The sequence below is a fragment of the Salinibacterium sp. NG22 genome, assembly GCF_015864925.1.
In the GTDB taxonomy this organism is placed as follows: domain Bacteria; phylum Actinomycetota; class Actinomycetes; order Actinomycetales; family Microbacteriaceae; genus Rhodoglobus.
In genome coordinates this window covers 1,426,373-1,444,749 of the sequence record NZ_JADYWG010000001.1, presented here as the reverse complement: position 1 = coordinate 1,444,749, position 18,377 = coordinate 1,426,373, and the positions used below count along the sequence as shown (strand labels likewise).

Here is an 18,377-nt window from a genome sequence, read left to right as displayed (position 1 = left end):
CGTAGCTGAAGATTACTTCACAAACGGTGGTTGGCTCACGAGTTGCTAACTCAATCCGTCTTAGAGTTGGCGCATGTCGATTCGTTTGCTCACCGCATCTGATCGGCCCCTTCTGAGGGCAGCAACGTTGGCCAACATGAACTGGTGCGGGCTTCGTTTCACCTTCGACGATCTCGATCAGTCCGAGGAACTCGCGCACTACTATTCCGATTTCCCTCGTGGCGAAGACTTCGGAATGCTGGACGAAGCCATCGGCGACGTCCGCGCAGTCGCCTGGCTGGTCTTGTTTCCCGCAAAGCACCCCGGCTATGGATTCGTTGAAGAAACGATCCCTGAACTGAGTATCACGACGTTCGACGGCTTTCGCGGTCAAGGGATTGGAGAGCGTCTCCTGCGGGAGGTGATCGCGGCGGCGGCCGAGCGAGGGATGCCCGGCATCAGTCTGAGCGTCGAGGACGGAAACCGCGCCCGCTCGCTGTACTCTCGGCTCGGATTTCAGGTTGTCGGTCGTTCCGGTAACTCCGACACGATGCTGGTGCGGTTCTCGACTAGTTGAACCCACGAAGCAGCGGTGAGAAATCTTAGGAAACTATTGGCCGAGTGCGCTAACATCTACTTATAACCACCCGGATGCTTCGGCTACCGGGCGCGGCCCTCGAGAGATCGGGGGCCTGCTTTATTTCATGGCCAAGTCGGCGGTTTTCGAATAGTTCGTCCCTCCGCATCTCGCAAAGCCGCAGGGAACTGTGATGACGCGAGAGCGCCACGGCGTATTTGGCGGATCGTCTGAAGCCCAGCAGTGTCGAATGCCTTGTTGTATTTCTCGTTCGCGACGGACACGAGTGTGAGGTCTTTCCCGCGTGCACTGAGCAGCTGCAGTGGCGGAACGAGGTCCGAGTCGTTGGTAATCAGTGCGTATGAGTCCGCCCGGTTTTCCAGCGCATCCACGATGAGATGAGATGCAAGCGCCACATCGCTGCCCTTCTCCTCCGGCCGCTTAATCAGCACGGTCCTGACACGACCCGCTTCGTCTAACTCTTCAGGATGCAGCGGCAAGTACTGCTTCGAAAAATTGAACTTACCCTCGACAATTTCTACGCGTGTCGTCTGCAGAGCACGCCAGTAAACCTGCTGGCGCTGCCCAACACCGGGGTCGTTCGTAAGAGGCTTAAGCGGTGCCGTGAAAAACTTGACGCCCGCGACGCTGCGACGGGGAAGGAGCCGTGCGGCCAGCGCTTCGAGGTCAAGCCACTTATATTCGGGAAAGCTGCGTTGAAGCATCCCCTTGTATAGCGAGAACCCATCGATGTAAACCATGACAGTTTTGCGCGGGTTCATCTCTGGAGCGTACTCATCCGAGAGCTCTCGATAGTTCGCTTTCCACAGCGGATCGCGGAAACTGATCAATCCAAAGCTACACGGTAAGCCGCTCAATTAGCTCGCGATACCGCGCAGCAGTCTGCTCCACGATGTCAGCGGGAAGCTCGGGCGGTACGCCCTGCTTGTCCCAGTTCCCGGAAAGCCAGTTGCGCACGATCTGCTTGTCGAAGCTCGCGAGACGGCCCGGGCCACCGGCGGCATAAAGTTCAGCATCCCAGTAACGACTTGAGTCGCTCGTCAGAACTTCGTCGGCGAGCACGAGAGCACCGGTCTCCGGGTCGGCGCCGAATTCGAACTTGGTGTCAGCGAGAATCACGCCACGAGTTTCCGCGATGGCGGAGGCTCGGGCGAAGACGTCGAGCGAAGCATCCCGAAGCGCCGTCGCAACCTCAGCACCCACGAGTTCGACGGTGCGCTCAAAGCTGATGTTTTCGTCGTGCTCACCCATCGGCGCTTTCCACGCCGGGGTGTAAATCGGTTCGGGCAGGCGGTCGCCATCGCTCAAACCAGCAGGCAGCGCAATGCCGCACACGCTCTGCGACTCCTGATATTCAAGCCAGCCGCTGCCCGACAGGTAGCCGCGAACGACACACTCCACCGGATACATTTCCAAGCGCTTCACGATCATCGATCGGTCAGCAAGCTCAGCGGGCGCATCAACGCCAGCGGCATCCGCCAAATGGTTCGGCATGTCAGCCAGCTGCGCGAACCACCACTTGCTCAGTTGCGTCAGCAGCGCGCCCTTGCTCGGGATGCCCGGCTCTAGCACGTGGTCAAACGCACTCACGCGATCACTGGCAACCATGAGCACAAGCTGTGGCTCGTCGGCCCGTACATACAGGTCGCGGACTTTGCCGGAATACGTCAGCGTCCACGCGCCAGCAGCAGCATCCGCCCCGGCAATAGCATCCGCGCCAGCAGCGTCGTTCACAACGTCGCTCACTTCGCGACGCGCAAAGCGATATCGCTGCGGAAGTGTGAGCCCTCAAGGTGAATATGCCCGAGAGCTTCGTAGGCACGTTCGCGGGCGACCGCAAAGGTTTCGCCGGTCGCGACAACGCTGAGCACGCGTCCGCCGGTGGCGACAAACTCGTCACCCTTTTTGGCGGTGGCCGCGTGGGCGATGGTGATTCCGGGAACGGCGAGGGCGGCATCCAGTCCGGTAATTGGGCGACCGATCTTGGGGTTCTCGGGGTAGCCCTCGCTCGCGAGAACAACCGTCACGGCAACGTCGTCGCTGAAGATGGGCGCTGCGTGGTCGGCAAGGCCGCCAGTTGCTGCGGCGTAGAGCAGCGAGCTGAGCGGGGTGACCAAGCGGGGGAGCACAACTTGCGTCTCGGGGTCACCGAAGCGAGCGTTGAATTCGATGACGCGGATGCCGTCCCGAGTGACAATGAGCCCACAGTAGAGCAGTCCGATAAATGGTGTCTGTTCTTCAGCGAGCTGGCGGATCGTGGGCAGCGCGATGGTGTTGATCACTTCGTCAACGAATCCGTCGGGGAGCCAGTTGAGCGGCGAGTACGCACCCATGCCGCCCGTGTTGGGTCCGTCATCGCCGTCGTAGGCGCGTTTGTAGTCCTGCGCCGGCGAGAGCGGAACAACGTTGTGGCCATCGCTCAGCAGGAAGAGGGAAACTTCTTCGCCGGCGAGGTATTCCTCGACGAGCACGCTGCCGTAGGTGAGCCAGTGCTTGGCGTGATCGACGGCGGCGTTGCGGTCGCCCGTGACAAGAACGCCCTTGCCAGCTGCGAGGCCGTCGGCCTTCACTACGTAAGGGGCGCCGAACTCGTCGAGAGCCGCAGTGGCTTCTTCGAGAGAGCCGGCGCGGTGGGCGCGACCGGTGGGCACGTTGGCGGCATCCATGATGCGCTTGGCGAAAGTTTTGCTGCCCTCAAGAGCAGCGGCAGCCTTGCCGGGGCCGAACACGGCGATGCCGCGGCGGCGAAGAGCATCAGCGACGCCCTCAACCAGGGGAGCCTCGGGCCCGATGATGACCAGTTCGATGTCATTATCGAGGGCGTATTCGGTAACGACGCTTCCCCGAGTAGGGTCGAGCGCGACCGTCTCCACGACCGATGCAATACCGGCATTGCCGGGCGCAGCCGTGATTTCGTGCGTCTCCTCCTCACTGAGAAGTGACGTCACAATGGCGTGCTCGCGGGCACCGGATCCAAGAACAAGAATTCGCACAAGCACAGCCTAACCAAGCCCACAGGCACTGTTGTTAGCGTTAAGGCATGGCACAGCTGAAAATAGCCCCCATTGCTGGTGAAGCGAGCATCCGGATGGTGCGCGACGGTCGAGCAGACCGCGACGCCACCGCAACCGCAGTGCGCTACCTCTTGCAGGTGCTCGCGAAGAATGCCGAAGGCAACTCGGTTGAAGTGCGAGTGCCGCCGTTCGGTGCCGTTCAAGCCATCGAAGGCCCCAACCACACGCGCGGCACTCCGCCCAATGTTGTTGAGATGGATGCCGCGACCTGGATTGCCCTTGCCACGGGAACACGAGAGTGGGCCGAAGCCCTCGACTCCGGCGACATCAGTGCCTCAGGGTCGCGTGCCGACCTCAGCGAATACCTCCCAGTTGTGTGGGAGAGAATAGTGCCGTGAGTATTACGCCAGAACACGAGCCCGCGGCATCCGCCCCGCAGCAGCCTGCGATGAAGACCACGGTCGAATCAACGGGCGTGAGCATCCGCCGTGCGCCTAAGTACGGCGCGTTCATGATTGTCGGTGGTGGGCTCGGTGCCGCCGCCACGTTCATTCTCACGATGTCGTTCCCCGCTGACCCTTCGGTCGGATTCGGGGCTCTCTTTGGCTACTTCAGTCTCTTTGGTATTCCTGCCGGTGTCGCAGTCGGAGCTCTCGTTGCGCTGATCGCCGACCGTTCCTCGCGCCGTCGTGCCAAGATCGGCACGGCCGAGCACGAGATCTCAGAACCAGAAGCGTACGAGGGCACGCTCGAGTAACAACGAGCTGCACCCCGCGGAAGTTCACCCCGAGAAACGCGCCGCGCTAGCTCAGTTGTGTGAGCTCAAGCCAGTCGAGGTATTCGGGCGTGATGTTGCCCGAAACGTATTCGCCCGTGAAGCAGCTCATTTCGAGAGCTGAGACGTCGGATCCTTCAGTGATCGCGGCCTGCATGTCGGCGACCTCTTGGTAGATGAGAGCGTCAGCGCCCATCTCCAGAGCGATCTCGGGAATCTTGCGCCCGTGGGCAACGAGTTCAGCGCGCGTCGGCATGTTGATGCCGTACACGTGTGGGTAGCGCACGGGAGGTGCAGCGGAGGTGAAGGTGACCTTGTTGGCGCCGGCTTCACGAGCCATCTGCACGATCTCTTTCGAGGTGGTGCCACGCACGATGGAGTCATCCACGATCAGGATGTTCTTGCCCTTGAACTCGGTGCCCATGGCGTTCAGCTTCTGCTTGACGCTCTTCTTGCGCTCGGCCTGGCCGGGCATGATGAAGGTGCGGCCAACGTAGCGGTTCTTGTAGAAACCTTCGCGGTATTCGACGCCAAGCTTCTGGGCGACCTGCATTGCGGCGGGGCGCGAGGAGTCGGGGATGGGCATCACAACGTCGATGTCGCCCATGGGGGTGAACTTCGAGATGGTGTCGGCCAGTTTGTCGCCCAAGCGCAGGCGAGCTTCATAAACCGAGATGCCGTTCATGATCGAGTCCGGTCGGGCCAGATAGACATATTCGAACGAGCATGGGATCAGCACTGGTGCTTTGGCGCACTGCTTGGAGAACATTTCGCCGTCGGGTGTGATGAAGATCGCTTCGCCGGGGGCAACATCCCGCACCAGTTCGTATCCGGCGCTTTCCAGCACGAGAGATTCGGATGCCACGATCCACTCGTAGCCGACGAGACCAGTTTGACGGCGGCCCAAAACTAAGGGGCGGATGCCGTAGGGGTCGCGGAACGCGAGCAAGCCGTGACCAGCGATCAGCGCGATCGCGGCGTAGGAGCCCTCAACGCGGTCGTGCACGCGCTCGATGGCGGTGAAAACTTGCTCGGGGTCGAGGTCGAGCCCCGACACCTGCTCTTGAAGTTCGTTGGCCAACACGTTGACGAGCAGTTCAGTGTCGCTCGTGGTGTTGAGGTGGCGACGGTCGATGCGGAACAGCTCATCGGTGAGCTGCTGCGTGTTCGTCAAGTTGCCGTTGTGAACGAGGATGATGCCGTAGGGCGCGTTCACATAGAACGGCTGGGCTTCATTTTCATTGAAAGCGTTGCCTTTGGTGGCGTAGCGCACGTGGCCGAGGCCGGAGGTGCCGACAAGGTTGCGCATGTCGCGAGTGCGGTATGCCTCACGCACTTGCCCGTTGGCTTTCTGCAAGTGCAGAGTGCTGCCGTCGGCGGTGGCGATTCCTGTGGAGTCTTGACCGCGGTGCTGCAGGAGCAGCAGGGCGTCATAAACCTGCTGGTTGACGGGCTGAGAAGAGACGATACCGACAATGCCGCACATGCTTTCGCGTGGCTCCCTGAGGTCGTAGAGCGCGTACCCGGTGTGAGTACGGTCTAGCTTCTCACATCTGGCAGTGCTGTTGCTGCGGGGAAGCGGGGGTGCTGCTGCGTGTAAAACCCGCAGACCGGTACGCTTGAGCCGTGACCGAGAACTCTTCTTCCAGCTATGCCGCAGCCGGTGTCGATACCGCTGCTGGTGACCGCGCCGTCGAACTCATGAAGGCGGCCGTCAGTGCCACTCATGGGCCCAACGTGGTCGGAGGTTTTGGCGGTTTCGCTGGCCTCTATGACGCCTCGTTCTTCAAGGACTACAAGCACCCTCTGATGGCAACATCGACGGATGGCGTGGGCACGAAGGTCGCGATCGCTCAGGCTCTCGACAAGCACGACACCATCGGTCAAGATCTCGTCGGCATGGTTGTTGACGACATCATCGTCGTGGGCGCCAAGCCCCTCTTTATGACCGACTACATCGCGTGCGGCAAGGTCGTTCCCTCGCGTATCGCCGACATCGTTGCCGGTATTGCTCGTGGATGCTCGGCTACCGGCACCGCGCTCGTCGGCGGCGAAACGGCAGAACACCCCGGTCTTCTCGGGCCCGACGACTACGACGTTGCCGGTGCAGCAACCGGTGTGGTTGAAGCCGGATCCCAGCTCGGCCCGCACCTTGTTGCCGATGGCGATGTTGTGATCGCGATGGAGTCCTCGGGCATCCACTCGAACGGTTTCTCGCTTGTTCGCCACATTCTGGCCAACAACAAGGTCGGCTACAGCGACCACCTCAACGAACTCGGCGGAGTCGTCGGTGAAGTTCTCCTCGAGCCGACTCGCCTCTACACAATGCCGCTGCTCAACCTGCTTGACGCTCAGCCCGGCGCCGTGCATTCGCTCAGTCACGTCACCGGTGGTGGCATCGCCGCTAACCTCGCGCGCGTGCTGCCTGTCGGCTCGTGGGTTGAAGTTGAGCGCTCGACCTGGTCGCCGCCCACCGTATTCCGCGTGCTGTCTGACCTGGCTGGTTCCAGCCTCGAAAGTGCCGAAGGAACCTGGAACCTCGGCATCGGCATGATCGCGATTGTGGCGGCGGATGCTGCCGACGCGACAATCGCCGCCCTCACTGCCGACGGCATCCCCTCGTGGGAAGTCGGTCGTGTTTCGATGGCCGCCCATGATCTTTCTGGCTTCGAACAGGGAGCCAAGGGTGTCAATGGTGGCGCTGTGCGCTTGAGCGGTTCGTACGCGAATTAACTGCTCGCGATGTCGTCGACAGGAGACGAAGCGCAACCTCATTTTGTGAGTGACCGGGTGCCACGAAGGCGAATGGTCGTGCCGTGCGCTTGAATGGGCGCTATGGCAACTAAGCAGCCCGATAACTCGGTTGACGTCGACAACGACGTGCAATCAGCAGAACCCGAAGAAGTACCCACACCCGTGGACGAGCAGCACGACGGCGACGACGTCGTGACCGTGAACGAAGCTGACTCGGATGACGGCCACGACGACGCGGATCAGGTAGACGGCACACAACGCCCCGAACCGCTGCTGACCCGCGATGGTTCCCCGGCCGCCGCGCTCTGGAGTCTGAACTCCCGCTGGCGCCACATCAATCACGGCTCCTTCGGTGCGGTCCCCGTCTTTGCCCAACTGCGTCGCCTCGCGTACCTCCAAGAAACCGAGAGCGCACCGCAGCGTTGGTTCATGGCCGCACCCGAGCGTCTCGCTCAGGCTCGCGAAGGTCTCGCCGATTTCCTTGGCGTGGATGCCGACCGTTTCGGTTTCGTCCCCAACGCCAGTGCCGGAATGACGGCCGCCATCCGCGCCCTCATGCTCAACGCCGGTGACGAGCTGCTCATCACCGACCACGCCTACGGAGCGGTCGCGTTCTCGGCTCGTCGCGAGGCCCGCCAGCGCGGAGCCAAACTGCGCACCGTGCCCATCGAACTCGATGCCACGCCCGAGCAGATCCTTACGGTTCTCGGCAAAGCACTTGCCAAGAAGCCTGCTGGCCTCATCATCGACGCCTCGACCTCCGCCACCGCGCGCGAGTTCCCGGTCGCGGCGCTCGCCGAGTTGGCCACGAAGCACGGGGTTCCTCTGCTCGTGGATGCAGCCCACGCCCCGGGAATTCAGTACCGCCCGGCCGAGGGCATTGCGGCATCCGCCTGGGTTGGCAATTTGCACAAATTTGCCTGCGGTTTTCGGGGCAGCGCAGTGCTCGTGGCCGAAAAGAAGTTCGCCAAAAACCTGTACCCGGTAATCGATTCGTGGGGAATGGATGAGCCCTTCCCCGGTCGATTCGACCACCAGGGCACATTCGACTACACGCCGTACCTCGCTAGCGTCGACGCCATCACGGGGCTCGAAGCCCGCATCGGCTGGGATTCCATTCGTGGCTACATCGAGTCACTGCTCGACTACTCGACCGACGTTGTCGCCGATGCGCTCGATGCTGCGTCTGGTGAAGAGTCGCGAGTGGATGTCGCAGCCCCCGCTCCGGGAATGCGCCTCTTGCGGCTCCCCGGCGCTCTCGGCGCAAGCCATGACGATGCGCAAGCTGTTCGCCAACGCATCACGGACGAACTCGGATTCGAAACCCAAGTCACGAGCTTCCGTGACACCGGCTATCTGCGGCTTTCGGCGCACGCCTACAACACTGCCGACGACTATGAGCGCTTTGCCGAAGACGCTGTGCCGACTCTCGTGGAGTGGTCGCGCGAGCGCTAGCCCGGCACCGCGTTAACGCACGAAGCGAGCATCCGACCCCGGAGGGTCTGGTGCTCGCCTTGTGTGCAGAAGGTGCGTTATTAGGCGCTACGAGTTTCCTCGTCGTCCTCGTCATCTTCTTCAACGTCGTATTCGTCGCTGTATGAACTACCAGCGGAGTACTCCGGCCACTTTTCGCTGTCTTCCGACACCGGAGCAGCGCTTTCTGACCCGCTCAACTCGCGAGCGAGTGCACCATAGTTGGTGTCTGGGCTGAAGTACTTCAAATCCCGAGCAACCTTGGTGTGCTTTGCCTTTTGACGGCCGCGTCCCATTCGAGACCCCCTCATGCTTCTGTCCCGGTGCACTGACGGTGGCCAGCGAACGAGCGAACAGGGATGGATGAAAACTAACCTGAAGTTTAGCACGATGGACAGAAAGGTCTTCGTGGGCGGTGCACAGGTGGGGTGTTCACGGGTAACGTTAGCCCGTGACATCCACCACTGAAACCGACACCTCTGTTGTCGTTATTGGTGCTGGCCAAGCGGGCCTCTCTGTTGCCTACTATTTGCGGCGACTTGGCCTCGACCCCGGCAACGACTTCGTGCTCCTCGACCGCGGCCCCAATACGGGGGGCGCGTGGCAATTCCGTTGGGAAGCGTTGCGCATTGGTTCCGCCCACCGCATCAATGATCTTCCCGGTCTCGACGAGCTGGGGCTCAGCTTTGAGACTGCCGACAAACATATGCCGGCCAAGAAAGTTGTCGCCGACTACTACCGCGCCTACGAAGAGCACTATGGCCTTCAGGTCGTGCGCAATGCGGATGTTATCGCCGTCGATAACCTCGGCGAACATCTGAACGTGACTTTCACCCTCGATGGCGAAGAAACAAAAACTGTCAGCACGATGCTCGTCATCAACGCCACGGGCACCTGGGGTGCACCGTTTATTCCGTGGTACCCGGGGCTCAAGTCGTTTGAGGGCCGCCACCTTCACACGAGCGAATACCGCAGCGCCCGCGAGTTCACCGACCAGAGTGTTGTCGTGGTCGGCGGAGGAACGTCAGCGATCGGGTTCCTGCTCGAACTCGAAAACATCGCCAGCAACCTCACCTGGGTGAGCCGCCGGCCCATCGACTTCCTCGAAGATGGCGGCCTCAACCTTGAAGCGCGCAAAGAAGCTGTGCTGGTGCAGGATGAGGCGGCGCGGGCAGGCCGAGCCCTCCCCAGCATCGTCAGCGGCACGGGCGTTCCGCGCACCCGCCGCATCCAAGCCGGCATCGAGCGAGGCGTTTTGACGCCGCGGCCCATGTTCTCCAGCATCGAACCCGGTGGGGTGCGCTGGAAAGATGGTGCCTTCCAGCAGGCGGATGCCATCATCTGGTCCACCGGTTTCCGCCCAGAACTGCGCCACCTTGCTCCGCTGAAACTGCGCGAGAAAGAGGGCGGCGTGGCCGTCGGGCAGGGCGTCGCCTGGAAAGACCCCCGTGTCTTCTTCGCCGGGTACGGGCCGCAGGCATCCACTATCGGTGCCAACCGTGCGGGGCGGATGATCGCCCGCCAAGCCATCGCCACCCTCAGCAAAATTCAAGCCATGAAGAACGGGCGCTAGCGCTTTCGCAACCGCGAGCTGTCGGGAACGCGGGCGTCGCTAGCCGGCGGATGCCACATCGCGAATCAGTGCGCGAAGTGCGGCAAGCTGGGGCCGGCTGTCGCTCGTGCGCCACTGCATTTCGAGAGGCAGAGTTGCCGGTCGGGCCAGCGGAATGGCAACGAGATCCTCGGGCAGGTGGCCGATGAGGGCGGCGGAGACGAGCGAGAATGCGCGCGACTCCGAGAGTAGATAGAGCCGCGAACCCACGATTCGGGGCGGGCTCACCAGAAGCAGCGGGCTCAGCCCGCGTGAGGTGCAGATCTCGAGCAAGTAGTCGAAGTAGGCGGGATTCTGTTCGCGCGGCCACAGCAACAGGGGAAGATCGCCGAGCTCCGGGAGTTCGAGGTGGGCGGCATCCGCCAGGGGGTGTTTGCGGCTGATCGCGACAAAGACTTGTTCTTCGGCGAGCACCTCAACGCTGTAGCCGTCGAGGTCGTCAAGGAAGCGGCCAAGCCCGATATCGGCCTGTTCGGTGACGAGGTGGGCCGACACTCCTCCGGTGTCTACAGGAATGTCTTCGATGCGAGTCGAGGCCAGGGACTGCTCCGCTTTGCTGATCACGGCGGGGAGCAGCCGGTTCACGACGCTCGGCGAGGCAACGACGCGCACGGTGCGCAGGCGGCTCGGCTCGTGCAGCTTCACATCAAGCACGACCTGAGTTGCGTGAGCGAGCAAACTTTTACCCTCGAGGGCCATCGCCTCGCCTGCCGGGGTGAGCGTGGCTGATCGCCCAGACCGATCGAGCAGTGCGATGTCGAGAGCGCGTTCCAGCCGACTGACTTCTTGGCTCACCGTCGGTTGAGAGATGTGGAGCGCTTCGGCTGCGCGACCGAAATGCCCGAACTCGGCAACGGCGACAAAGATCTCCACTTGCCGCAGTGTGATTTGCATAGGTTAAACCTATCGAAACTCTCGTGACTCTTTCTGGATTCTTGGTAATCGACTGGTTACGGTGGGGAGAGAGGTACGCCTCCGGCCGAGCATCAGTGAAGAAGCACAGCGAAGAAAGAGATTGACTATGTCTGAACCCGTCATCCACGTTTCCCAAGAAGTGCAAGACGCTGTGCGTGAAAACCGCCCCGTTGTCGCTCTCGAATCCACAATCTTCACCCACGGGCTTCCTCGCCCGCGCAACCTCGATGTTGCTCTTGAAGCCGAAGCCGGTCTTCGCGCGCAGGGCGTCACGCCCGCCACGATCGGTGTCTTCAACGGTGTGCCAACTGTCGGCCTCAGCACCGAACAGATCACTGAACTTTCCAACACTGACAATATTGCCAAGGCCAGCCTTCGCGACCTTCCTGTTGTTCGCGCGCTCGGCATCCACGGTGGCACCACCGTCGCAGCGACCGCGTTCCTCGCGCACCACGCAGGCGTCAAGGTCTTCTCCACCGGCGGTCTCGGTGGCGTTCACCACGGTGCCTCCGAAACTTTCGACGAGTCGGCCGACATGACCACGTTGGCGCAGATCCCCATCCTCGTCATCAGCGCCGGAGTGAAGTCGATTCTCGACATCCCCGCAACCCTCGAACGCTTCGAGACCCTCAACATCCCCGTCATCGGCTACGGCACCACCAAGTACCCGGGCTTCTATGTCACTGACTCAGGCTTCAGCATCGGCTACTCGGTCGACACTCCCGAAGAGGTCGCCGCCGTTGTCACCGCCCGCGATGAACTCGGACTCCCGCAGTCGGTATTGCTGGCCAACCCCGTCGCCGCCGACAAGCAGCTTCCGCCGGAACAGCTCGACGACATCCTCGCTCGTGCCTGGGCTGAGGCCGAGAAGCAGGGCATCAGCGGCAACGCCTCAACCCCGTTCCTGCTCGACTTCATCCAGAAGGACACCAAGGGCGTCAGCCTCGACGTCAACGTCGAGGTCTACCGCGGCAACGTCTCGCTCGGTGGACTCGTCGCCACGGCGCTCACGCGCTAGCGGCAGTCGACACGTGCTCGGAATCATCGGCGACCTCGTTGAAGACGTTGTCGTCTGGCTGGCTGAACCGCTGAGGCATGGCACCGATACGGCGGCGGAGATCTTCCACACCCGCGGCGGTAGCGGTGCGAACGTTGCCAGCTTCGCCGGCCGCCTCGGCCCCACGCGCTTCATCGGCTGTGTCGGCAACGACCACCTCGGCTCCCTGCTTGTTGAGGGTCTCGAGGCGGAAGGTGTTGATGTACGCGTGCAGCGCAAACACGTCACCGGCACCGTCATCATCCTGATCGACCAAGACGGCGAACGCAGCATGGTGCCGAACCGGGCGGCAGCAACAATGCTCGATGAGGTTCCGGATGAGTGGCTCGACGGCCTCGAGCTGCTGCACGTCTCGGCCTATTCCTTCAACGGAGCGCCCGTTGGCGAAACCGTGATTGATGTGATTCGTCGTGCCAAGCAGCGCGGGATTCTCGTGTCGATCGACGTCTCCTCCACGGGGATGCTCGCCCAGTACGGCATCGACCGTTTCCTTGATCTCATGGCTGACCTCAGCCCCGACTTCTTGATCGGCAACGCGAGCGAGATGGAATGTCTCGGAGTCGTCGTCGATGGGCAGCCGGGTGCTGTCGCTGCGAGACTCGCCAACACCATCATCGTGACGAAGGCGGGAGCGGATCCCACCCTCGTTCACGAGCCTGGTCGGGAGCCGCTGACGGTTGCGGTGCCACCGGTTCCCGAGGTCCGAGACCTCACCGGTGCCGGTGATGCCTTCGCTGCAGGATTCCTGACGTCGTACTTGGCTAGCCGCGACCTGCAGAAGGCGTGCGTGGGCGGTCACGCCTCCGCGGCGCTCGTGCTGGCATCCCCGGGAGCATCGTCCGGAGCCGCAACGAAATGACTCGCCTCTTTGTGAAAATCTGTGGCATCAGTACTGCGGATGCCGCAGCGGCGGTAGCCGACAGCGGCGCCGACGCGATCGGGTTCGTTTTCGCTCCCGGCAGCCCCCGTGAGGTCAGTGCCGAGCACGCGCGTTCCCTCATCGCGGGCCTTCCGTCCGCGTTGGAAACGGTGGGCGTTTTTCGCAACCAGTCGATCGATACGGTGCTCCGCACCGCGAGCGCTGCCGGTGTCGCGACAGTGCAGTTGCACGGTGATGAAACTGAGGCAGAATTTGACCGGCTGCGGGCAGAAGGCTTCGGCACCATCCGCGCCCTGTCGATTGATGATTACCGCCGGCTCAGTCGTGACGGAGCATTGCGCGCCGACGACCGGTTGTTGATCGACGCGGTTACGCCGGGTGGGGGAGCAGCGTTCGACCCCAGCCTGCTGTCGGATGCTGCGCCTGATGACTTCTGGATTCTGGCCGGCGGCCTCACCCCGCAGAATGTGGCGGAGCTTGTCGGCATCATGCAGCCGGGTGGTGTTGACGTCTCAAGCGGCGTCGAGGTGAGTCGCGGAGTGAAAGATCCGGCCCTCATCCGAGCTTTCGTGGAAGCCGTTCGCGCCGTCTCAGCGGCGGGGTAAACCCCACAGGCGACGCAGCCGAACGACGAGGCTAAGTCGCGAGCGCGATGAGGCCGAAGTAGGTCGCGGCGGCGACGCCGATGCCGAGCACGAGGTTGGCGGCAACGCTAGCGACGGCGGTCTGGAGTCGCTTCATAGTGGCGATCTGCATTGTTTCAACGCTGAGAGTACTGAAGGTGGTGAGTCCACCGCAGAGTCCGGTGAGCAGCACGAGCTCGAGGTTAGGGTCGATCGTGCCAATGTGCGCCATGCCAGCCAAGGTGCCGCCGAGGGCAGAGCCGATGACGTTGACGACGAGCACGGCCCACGGAAACCGCTTGTTCGGAACAAACGCGCGTGCGGTGAGGTAGCGCAAGACGGCCCCGGCGGCTCCGGCGCCCAGGATCGCAAACACCACGCCCGCGGTCATTCGTTCACCAGGTCAGGGCGGCGTGCGCGAGCGAAACCGAGGCGCAGGCCCAGTGCGGCTGCGGCGAGTCCGAGCACCATGGTGGCCGCGAGGTAAATGAGGGCGGGGATGAGCTGGTCGGCACCAATGAGTTGCACGACGGCGACGGCCAAAGCGGAGAACGTCGTGAAGGAACCGAGAAGACCGGCGCCTAAGCCGGCGCGGGCCCAGACCGGAGCGGGTGTCCATAGCTCGGCGACGACGAGCGCCAGCACGAAACTCCCGACGATATTGGCGATCAGAGTGGAGAGGGGAAACAGCCCATCGTCGGTGGCAAAGGCAAGATCGAGAGCGAACCGCATTCCGGTGCCGATAGCACCGCCAATGGCAACGGCAGCGAGTTCACGGATCATGCGCTGCCTTTCAGATGCCAGTTCTGGGGGCTGTACTGCCTACCAGTCACCTTATGGCAACCGGGCGCGGACCTGTGCCACGCGCGCAGTCCTAGACTGAAGCCATGACCCGAACTGCTGCGCGCCGCCGCCGTTGGCCGTGGATCGTGCTCGCCGTAGTTGTGGTGTTGCTCGTGCCCATCGCCATCATCGTCGTGCCGATTCTCACGCACGAGAGCGCGGGCCAGTCGAGCCAGCAGCTCGTCGATGGAGAATGGCCGCTCTCGGTCACCGCCGAGGGGGATGACGGTCGCACCCGCACGCTCAGCCTCGCCGGTGAAAACGGCGAACCCATCGACACCGAAGCACTCGTTCGTGACGAACGGGTGGTCGTGACGGGAACCGGCTACGACGGCACGCAGGGTGTGTACGTTGCCGTGTGCGTCATCCCAGAAACACCCGCAGACAAGCCAGGGCCCTGCATCGGCGGAGTGCCGTCGCAGCAGCAAGAAAACGTGGCCGAAGGCACCGTGCAGTGGGCCCCGAGCAACTGGATCAACGCCGATTGGGCGTGGCGGCTCTTCGGCGCTCGCAGTTATGACGACACCGCCACCGGCACCTTTACGGCCTACCTCGAGCTCGGTGACCCGCTCGGCGAGGACGCTGACTGCATCACCAACGAGTGCGGCATCTTCACCCGCAACGACCACACGGCGCTCAATGACCGGGTGCAGGATGTCTACGTTCCGGTGAAATTCACCGAATAGCCCGGTTGCCCGAATAGCCCGGTTGCCCGGATAGTGGGGTTCGCCGGAAAAGGCGCATGCTTGACATTGACGTAACGTCAACCTCTACTGTCGAGGTATGGCCCACGACACCCCACCACTCGCCGACCGCTCGATCAACGATGTCGCCCGCATCACCGGAACGACATCGCGCACGCTGCGGCACTACGACGACACCGGGCTGCTGAAACCGAGCCGAGTGGGCACCAACGGCTACCGCTATTACGACGCGGATGCTCTCGCTCGCCTTCAGCGCATTCTGCTGTTGCGCGAACTCGGGCTCGGCCTTCCGGCCATTGCCGAGGTTCTCGCCGGGCAGCGGGATGACACCGCCGCGCTCAGAGACCACGTGCACCTGCTCGAAAGTGAGAAGCAGCGCATCGATCGGCTCATTGCTTCGGTGACCAGCACCATCCATAAACTCGCAGAAGGAGAGCCACTCATGGCTGAAGAAATGTTCGACGGATTCGACCACACCGCTCACAAAGACGAAGTGGAGCAGCGCTGGGGTTCCGACTCTTACGCCGCGAGCAACACCTGGTGGAAGGCAATGAGCGCCGCCGAACGCGCCGAGTTCACTGCGCGCCAGAATCAGTTGGCGGCCGACTGGGCCGCTGCTGCCGAGCGCGGCGACGACCCCGAGAGCGACGCCGCTCAGGTGCTCGCACGGCGTCAGTTCGATGCGCTTGTCGGTATCCCCGGCACTCCGAGCGAAGCAAAAGCGGGGCCGCCCCGGGAGTATTACCTGGGGCTTGCCGACCTGTATGTCGCTGATCCCCGCTTCGCTCGTAACTACGGCGGGCAGGCGGGCGCCGAGTTCGTGCGCGCGGCCATGGTTGCATTTGCGGCCACACGCTGGAGCTAGTTCGCGCCGCTGATCTGTCGCACGCGGGCGGGTTGCGGCCGGTTGCGGCGGTTGCTCGTGCTGCGAGGGTGCGGCGCCGCTACGGGACGGTGACGTCGGGGCTCGGCTCCGGCGTCTCCACGCTCTCGCCAGAGACGGCGGCCGGCACCATGAGGCGCGGAATCGTGAAGTGCACAATCGGGCCGATCAAGAGCGCGAACGCGAGCGTGCCCCAGCCGAGGTTTCCGCCGAGGATCGCGCCGATCGTCAGTACGACGAGTTCGATACTGCTGCGCACGATCCAAATCTTGCCGCCATAGCGGTGGTGGATGCCGGTCATGAGGCCATCGCGCGGGCCGGGCCCAAAGCGTGCTCCGAGGTAGAGGCCGGTCGCAATTCCGAGCAGCAGCAGGCCAGCGACGAAGACGAGGATGCGCAGGGCAAGTCCCTCAATCTCGGGCAGCATCCACAATCCAAGTTGGGCGCTGGGGCCGACGAGCGCCACGTTGAAGACGGTTCCGATGCCGGGCTTCTGGCGGATCGGGATCCACAGCAGTAACACGATGAGGCCAATGATGTTGGTGACGAAGCCAAAGGGGATGCCGGTGCTGAGCGAGACGCCCTGCCCGAGGACGTCCCACGGGGCGACCCCGACCTCCGCACGAATCATCAGCGCGATGGCGAAGCCGTAGAGGAAGAGGCCGGTGCCGAGCTGAACGATTCGTCGTGTCATGGTGAGGCGGGGAGTCATGTAAGTATCCAATTACGGAATTGGACTCGGAACAAGAGTCCAATCACGGTATTCTGGCCTCATGAATAGCCTTTCTGCCCGTGCATTGGTCGTGATGATGGGCGAGTGGCGTGCGAGTGGATCGAACGCTGCCTATCTGGCCGTCTCTGACCGCATCCGACTTCTCATCATGGATGGCCGCATTCTGACCTCGACGCGCCTGCCCGCCGAGCGCGAGTTGGCGCTCGCTCTCGGGGTGAGCCGCACCACGGTGACGGCGGCCTATTCGGCGCTCCGCGAGGGCGGTTACGTCGAGAGCACGCGGGGGTCGGGCAGTGTTGCCCAGTTGCCGCATCGCGCAAGCCTGATCCCCGATTCGGCTGCCCCGCAGATGCTCGATTTCAGCAAGTCGACCATTTCGGCCGCTCCCGAGGTGATTGAGGCATCCCGTCGTGCTGCCGAACAACTGCCGGCCTACCTGGGGGAGTCGGGCTTCGACCCGGTAGGGATCCCGGTGCTACGTGAGGCAATCGCCCAGCGCTATGCCGACCGCGGTCTGCCGACGAGCCCCGACCAAATCATGGTGACGCTCGGCGCCCAGCACGCCATAGCGCTGATTTCTCGCACCCTCATGTCACGCGGTGACCGTGCCCTCATGGAAAACCCGAGCTACCCGCACGCCCTCGACGCGCTCCGGGCAGCTGGCGCGCGACTCGTGCCGGTGGGAGTCTCGACCGAAACCGGCTGGGATGCCATCGCTGTTGAGCAGGCAATCCAACGCACGAGCCCCTCGCTCGCGTACCTCATGCCTGACTTCCACAACCCGACCGGTCAGTCGATGCCCGAAGAGTTGCGCGAAAAAATACTGACCCTCGCGGAACGCCACGGCACCGCAGTCATCGCCGACGAGACAATGGCCGAACTCGATCTGGACGGCAACGGCATCCGACTGCCCTTCGCCGCTCATGGCAACGCGATCTCGGTGGGTTCGGTTGGCAAGACAGTGTGGGGCGGGCTGCGCACAGGCTGGATCCGCGCCGACCACGCCACCATCCGCCAACTCGTTCGTGCTCGCTCCGCCGGTGACCTCGGCACGCCCCTGCTCGAACAACTTGTGGTCACGAACATCCTTGAAACCTTCCCGTCGATTCTGGATGCTCGCCGCACCTCCCTGCGCGCTGGCCGCGAGCACCTCTCCGCTCTGCTCGCCGAGCAACTGCCGTCCTGGCAGGTGCCGCACACCCCCGGCGGAATGACCGCGTGGATCGGCCTCGGCCAACCTGTCAGCTCGCAACTCGTGCTCGCCGCCCGCAACGAAGGGCTCGTGATCGCGGCCGGTCCGCGGTTCGGTATGGATGGCGCCTTCGAACGCTTCCTGCGCATCCCCTTCAGCGGGGGCGCCGCCGACCTGGAACAGGGCGTCTCGGCGCTCGCCGCAGCGTGGTCGACGGTGATGCGGCATCCGTTCTCGCCAGCGAGCAGTGAATTCGCGAACGTCGTCTAAACCGCGCTGCGGAGAACGCGCCGACCGCGGTTGCAGCGCTGCGGGTTTAACGCAGATGTAATCTCGCGAGAG

Annotated in this window: 21 protein-coding genes; 12 read left to right on the top strand and 9 right to left on the bottom strand. The window is 62.9% G+C overall.

Annotation, left to right across the window (positions count from 1 at the left end; all coding sequences use genetic code 11):
• Nucleotides 1-73: 73 nt before the first annotated feature.
• Entirely contained in the window at nt 74-556 is a 483-nt protein-coding gene (locus I6E81_RS07075) for a GNAT family N-acetyltransferase (RefSeq protein ID WP_197106634.1), read from the top strand.
• Between the two features lie 125 nt (nt 557-681).
• On the opposite strand, the gene I6E81_RS07070 is transcribed toward I6E81_RS07075, so the two are convergent.
• The 3 genes from I6E81_RS07070 to purD all read right to left on the bottom strand — a co-directional run bounded on the left by I6E81_RS07070 (nt 682) and on the right by purD (nt 3,570).
• Nucleotides 682-1,338 carry an NYN domain-containing protein gene (locus I6E81_RS07070; protein ID WP_197106633.1) on the bottom strand — a complete coding sequence of 219 codons (657 nt, stop codon included), beginning with the start codon at nt 1,336-1,338 and terminating at the stop codon, nt 682-684.
• Between the two features lie 76 nt (nt 1,339-1,414).
• Nucleotides 1,415-2,284 (bottom strand): phosphoribosylaminoimidazolesuccinocarboxamide synthase, encoded by an 870-nt coding sequence (locus I6E81_RS07065; RefSeq protein WP_197107195.1) that lies wholly within the window; start codon nt 2,282-2,284, stop codon nt 1,415-1,417.
• Between the two features lie 35 nt (nt 2,285-2,319).
• A complete protein-coding gene (gene purD, locus I6E81_RS07060; protein ID WP_197106632.1) occupies nt 2,320-3,570 on the bottom strand; it encodes a phosphoribosylamine--glycine ligase in 1,251 nt (416 codons plus the stop codon).
• A gap of 47 nt (nt 3,571-3,617) precedes the next feature.
• Here purD and I6E81_RS07055 point away from each other — a divergent pair, with 47 nt between their 5' ends.
• A complete protein-coding gene (locus I6E81_RS07055) occupies nt 3,618-3,989 on the top strand; it encodes a sterol carrier family protein (protein ID WP_197106631.1) in 372 nt (123 codons plus the stop codon).
• On the top strand, nt 3,986-4,348 hold the full coding sequence (locus I6E81_RS07050; protein WP_197106630.1) for a hypothetical protein: 363 nt from the start codon (nt 3,986-3,988) through the stop codon (nt 4,346-4,348). Before I6E81_RS07055 ends, I6E81_RS07050 begins: the two co-directional genes overlap by 4 nt.
• A 46-nt stretch (nt 4,349-4,394) precedes the next feature.
• On the opposite strand, the gene purF is transcribed toward I6E81_RS07050, so the two are convergent.
• The gene (purF, locus tag I6E81_RS07045) at nt 4,395-5,852 is read right to left on the bottom strand and encodes an amidophosphoribosyltransferase (protein ID WP_197106629.1); all 1,458 of its coding nucleotides are present in this window, start codon (nt 5,850-5,852) and stop codon (nt 4,395-4,397) included.
• Nucleotides 5,853-5,992: 140 nt separating this feature from the next.
• Here purF and purM point away from each other — a divergent pair, with 140 nt between their 5' ends.
• Nucleotides 5,993-7,099: a phosphoribosylformylglycinamidine cyclo-ligase gene (gene purM, locus I6E81_RS07040; RefSeq protein WP_197106628.1), complete on the top strand. Its 1,107-nt coding sequence runs from the start codon at nt 5,993-5,995 to the stop codon at nt 7,097-7,099.
• 102 nt (nt 7,100-7,201) lie between these two features.
• Nucleotides 7,202-8,575, top strand: coding sequence for an aminotransferase class V-fold PLP-dependent enzyme (locus I6E81_RS07035; RefSeq protein ID WP_197106627.1), 1,374 nt, complete (start codon nt 7,202-7,204; stop codon nt 8,573-8,575).
• An 80-nt stretch (nt 8,576-8,655) separates the two neighbouring features.
• On the opposite strand, the gene I6E81_RS07030 is transcribed toward I6E81_RS07035, so the two are convergent.
• The gene (locus I6E81_RS07030) at nt 8,656-8,889 is read right to left on the bottom strand and encodes a DUF3073 domain-containing protein (RefSeq protein ID WP_197106626.1); all 234 of its coding nucleotides are present in this window, start codon (nt 8,887-8,889) and stop codon (nt 8,656-8,658) included.
• 155 nt (nt 8,890-9,044) lie between these two features.
• Between I6E81_RS07030 and I6E81_RS07025 the strand changes: the two genes are divergently transcribed.
• Entirely contained in the window at nt 9,045-10,166 is a 1,122-nt protein-coding gene (locus I6E81_RS07025; RefSeq protein ID WP_197106625.1) for an NAD(P)-binding domain-containing protein, read from the top strand.
• A gap of 39 nt (nt 10,167-10,205) precedes the next feature.
• Here I6E81_RS07025 and I6E81_RS07020 read toward each other — a convergent pair whose 3' ends face one another.
• Complete coding sequence (locus tag I6E81_RS07020; RefSeq protein ID WP_197106624.1) at nt 10,206-11,099, bottom strand: LysR family transcriptional regulator; 894 nt, start codon at nt 11,097-11,099, stop codon at nt 10,206-10,208.
• 127 nt (nt 11,100-11,226) lie between these two features.
• On the opposite strand from I6E81_RS07020, the gene I6E81_RS07015 reads away from it, so the two are divergent.
• From I6E81_RS07015 to I6E81_RS07005, 3 genes are read left to right on the top strand one after another with little or no spacing between them, the layout of a single operon-like run.
• Nucleotides 11,227-12,138: a pseudouridine-5'-phosphate glycosidase gene (locus tag I6E81_RS07015; protein ID WP_197106623.1), complete on the top strand. Its 912-nt coding sequence runs from the start codon at nt 11,227-11,229 to the stop codon at nt 12,136-12,138.
• Nucleotides 12,139-12,151: 13 nt separating this feature from the next.
• Complete coding sequence (locus I6E81_RS07010) at nt 12,152-13,036, top strand: carbohydrate kinase family protein (RefSeq protein ID WP_197106622.1); 885 nt, start codon at nt 12,152-12,154, stop codon at nt 13,034-13,036.
• The gene (locus tag I6E81_RS07005; protein WP_197106621.1) at nt 13,033-13,662 is read left to right on the top strand and encodes a phosphoribosylanthranilate isomerase; all 630 of its coding nucleotides are present in this window, start codon (nt 13,033-13,035) and stop codon (nt 13,660-13,662) included. The genes I6E81_RS07010 and I6E81_RS07005 overlap by 4 nt, the downstream gene beginning before the upstream one ends.
• A gap of 31 nt (nt 13,663-13,693) precedes the next feature.
• On the opposite strand, the gene I6E81_RS07000 is transcribed toward I6E81_RS07005, so the two are convergent.
• Entirely contained in the window at nt 13,694-14,071 is a 378-nt protein-coding gene (locus I6E81_RS07000) for a CrcB family protein (RefSeq protein ID WP_197106620.1), read from the bottom strand.
• Nucleotides 14,068-14,463 (bottom strand): CrcB family protein, encoded by a 396-nt coding sequence (locus I6E81_RS06995; protein ID WP_197106619.1) that lies wholly within the window; start codon nt 14,461-14,463, stop codon nt 14,068-14,070. The genes I6E81_RS07000 and I6E81_RS06995 overlap by 4 nt, the downstream gene beginning before the upstream one ends.
• A 104-nt stretch (nt 14,464-14,567) precedes the next feature.
• Here I6E81_RS06995 and I6E81_RS06990 point away from each other — a divergent pair, with 104 nt between their 5' ends.
• Together I6E81_RS06990 and I6E81_RS06985 are read left to right on the top strand one after the other, a co-directional pair.
• Nucleotides 14,568-15,209: a hypothetical protein gene (locus I6E81_RS06990; RefSeq protein WP_197106618.1), complete on the top strand. Its 642-nt coding sequence runs from the start codon at nt 14,568-14,570 to the stop codon at nt 15,207-15,209.
• Between the two features lie 97 nt (nt 15,210-15,306).
• Nucleotides 15,307-16,092, top strand: coding sequence for a MerR family transcriptional regulator (locus I6E81_RS06985; RefSeq protein ID WP_197106617.1), 786 nt, complete (start codon nt 15,307-15,309; stop codon nt 16,090-16,092).
• A gap of 79 nt (nt 16,093-16,171) precedes the next feature.
• On the opposite strand, the gene I6E81_RS06980 is transcribed toward I6E81_RS06985, so the two are convergent.
• On the bottom strand, nt 16,172-16,822 hold the full coding sequence (locus I6E81_RS06980) for a YitT family protein (protein ID WP_197106616.1): 651 nt from the start codon (nt 16,820-16,822) through the stop codon (nt 16,172-16,174).
• Nucleotides 16,823-16,883: 61 nt separating this feature from the next.
• Here I6E81_RS06980 and I6E81_RS06975 point away from each other — a divergent pair, with 61 nt between their 5' ends.
• Nucleotides 16,884-18,305 carry a PLP-dependent aminotransferase family protein gene (locus I6E81_RS06975; RefSeq protein WP_197106615.1) on the top strand — a complete coding sequence of 474 codons (1,422 nt, stop codon included), beginning with the start codon at nt 16,884-16,886 and terminating at the stop codon, nt 18,303-18,305.
• Nucleotides 18,306-18,377: the final 72 nt, after the last annotated feature.

Excerpts from the sequence above, each read along its gene's own strand:
- purF (WP_197106629.1), bottom strand. The coding sequence starts at position 5,852 with ATGTGCGGCATTGTCGGTATCGTCTCTTCTCAGCCCGTCAACCAGCAG.
- I6E81_RS06985 (WP_197106617.1), top strand. The coding sequence starts at position 15,307 with ATGGCCCACGACACCCCACCACTCGCCGACCGCTCGATCAACGATGTC.
- I6E81_RS07035 (WP_197106627.1), top strand. The coding sequence starts at position 7,202 with ATGGCAACTAAGCAGCCCGATAACTCGGTTGACGTCGACAACGACGTG.
- I6E81_RS07070 (WP_197106633.1), bottom strand. The coding sequence starts at position 1,338 with ATGAACCCGCGCAAAACTGTCATGGTTTACATCGATGGGTTCTCGCTA.
- I6E81_RS07015 (WP_197106623.1), top strand. The coding sequence starts at position 11,227 with ATGTCTGAACCCGTCATCCACGTTTCCCAAGAAGTGCAAGACGCTGTG.
- I6E81_RS07055 (WP_197106631.1), top strand. The coding sequence starts at position 3,618 with ATGGCACAGCTGAAAATAGCCCCCATTGCTGGTGAAGCGAGCATCCGG.
- I6E81_RS07030 (WP_197106626.1), bottom strand. The coding sequence starts at position 8,889 with ATGGGACGCGGCCGTCAAAAGGCAAAGCACACCAAGGTTGCTCGGGAT.
- I6E81_RS06995 (WP_197106619.1), bottom strand. The coding sequence starts at position 14,463 with ATGATCCGTGAACTCGCTGCCGTTGCCATTGGCGGTGCTATCGGCACC.
- I6E81_RS06990 (WP_197106618.1), top strand. The coding sequence starts at position 14,568 with ATGACCCGAACTGCTGCGCGCCGCCGCCGTTGGCCGTGGATCGTGCTC.
- I6E81_RS07075 (WP_197106634.1), top strand. The coding sequence starts at position 74 with ATGTCGATTCGTTTGCTCACCGCATCTGATCGGCCCCTTCTGAGGGCA.
- I6E81_RS06980 (WP_197106616.1), bottom strand. The coding sequence starts at position 16,822 with ATGACTCCCCGCCTCACCATGACACGACGAATCGTTCAGCTCGGCACC.
- I6E81_RS07000 (WP_197106620.1), bottom strand. The coding sequence starts at position 14,071 with ATGACCGCGGGCGTGGTGTTTGCGATCCTGGGCGCCGGAGCCGCCGGG.
- I6E81_RS07020 (WP_197106624.1), bottom strand. The coding sequence starts at position 11,099 with ATGCAAATCACACTGCGGCAAGTGGAGATCTTTGTCGCCGTTGCCGAG.
- I6E81_RS07005 (WP_197106621.1), top strand. The coding sequence starts at position 13,033 with ATGACTCGCCTCTTTGTGAAAATCTGTGGCATCAGTACTGCGGATGCC.
- I6E81_RS06975 (WP_197106615.1), top strand. The coding sequence starts at position 16,884 with ATGAATAGCCTTTCTGCCCGTGCATTGGTCGTGATGATGGGCGAGTGG.